This window comes from Ensifer sp. 1H6 (assembly GCF_001976035.1).
Taxonomy (GTDB): Bacteria; Pseudomonadota; Alphaproteobacteria; order Rhizobiales; family Rhizobiaceae; genus Ensifer; species Ensifer canadensis.
Window position 1 is genome coordinate 1 of the sequence record NZ_MOAI01000080.1, and the last position, 1,516, is coordinate 1,516.

Sequence of the window (1,516 nt, forward strand, 5' to 3'; positions counted from 1 at the left end):
ATCTGGCCGAACCCTTGGCGGCGCTGATCGTTTCGCTGTCGGGCAATTACGACACCATCCTTGCTGCTGCCACTTCGGTCGGCAAGAACGTCCTGCCGCGGGTTGCAGCGCTTCTCGATGTTGCCCAAGTTTCCGAAATCACCGAGGTGGTCTCGTCCGATACCTTCAAGCGTCCGATCTATGCCGGCAACGCCATCCAGACGGTGCAGACGACGGAAGCGAAAAAGGTGATCACCGTGCGCACCGCCTCGTTCGCCTCGGCCTCCGAAGGCGGTTCGGCTTCAATCGAGGCGATCGCAGCTGCGGCCAATCCGGGTCTGTCGAGCTTCGTTGCCGACGCGCTGTCGTCGTCGGATCGTCCGGAGCTGACCTCGGCCAAGATCATCATCTCGGGCGGCCGTGCACTCGGCTCGTCGGAAAAATTCAAGGAAGTGATCCTGCCGGTTGCCGACAAGCTCGGCGCTGCCGTCGGTGCATCGCGCGCGGCAGTCGACGCCGGTTATGCCCCGAACGACTGGCAGGTCGGCCAGACCGGCAAGGTGGTTGCCCCAGATCTCTACATTGCCTGCGGCATCTCCGGTGCGATCCAGCACCTGGCCGGCATGAAGGACAGTAAGGTCATCGTCGCCATCAACAAGGACGATGAGGCACCGATCTTCCAGGTCGCCGACTACGGCCTCGTCGCCGACCTCTTCGAGGCGCTCCCCGAACTCGAAAAGACGCTCTGATCGCGCCATGACCAATATAAGTGAGTTGCCCGAGCGCGAGAGTATGGAGTTCGACGTGGTGATCGTCGGCGCGGGGCCTGCGGGGCTTTCGGCAGCGATCCGGTTGAAGCAGGTCAATCCCGAGCTTTCGGTGGTGGTCTTGGAAAAAGGCGCCGAAGTCGGCGCGCATATCCTGTCGGGTGCCGTCGTCGACCCCATCGGTATCGACCGGCTGCTGCCGGGCTGGCGCGACGAGGCCGACCATCCGTTCAAGACCGAGGTTACCGACGATCATTTCCTCTTGCTCGGTCCCGCCGGCTCGATCCGCCTGCCGAACTTCGCCATGCCGCCGTTGATGAACAATCACGGCAACTACATCGTCTCGCTCGGCAACGTCTGCCGCTGGCTTGCCGGCCACGCCGAAGCGCTCGGTGTCGAGATCTATCCGGGCTTTGCCGCAACCGAAGTGCTCTATAACGACGAAGGCGCCGTCATCGGTGTCGCCACCGGCGACATGGGCATCGAGCGCAACGGCGAGCCGGGGCCGAACTTTGCCCGCGGCATGGAACTGCTCGGCAAATACACGCTGATCGGCGAGGGCGTGCGCGGTTCGCTCGCCAAAGAGCTGATTTCAAAATTCGATCTCTCCAGGGATCGCGACGTCCAGAAATTCGGCATCGGCCTCAAGGAACTGTGGCAGGTCAAGCCCGAGAACCACAGGCCCGGTCTGGTGCAGCACTCGTTCGGCTGGCCGCTCGGCATGAAGACCGGCGGCGGTTCGTTCCTCTACCACCTCGAAGACAACATGG

Annotated in this window: 2 protein-coding genes; both read left to right on the top strand. The window is 62.8% G+C overall.

Annotated features, from left to right (window positions below; translation table 11 throughout):
* Positions 1-728: FAD-binding protein (locus BKP54_RS34730; RefSeq protein WP_128090579.1), on the top strand; the 728-nt coding region annotated here is incomplete at its 5' end.
* Positions 729-735: 7 nt separating this feature from the next.
* The coding region (locus BKP54_RS34735) for an NAD(P)/FAD-dependent oxidoreductase (RefSeq protein WP_143347952.1) at positions 736-1,516 on the top strand (781 nt) is incomplete at its 3' end.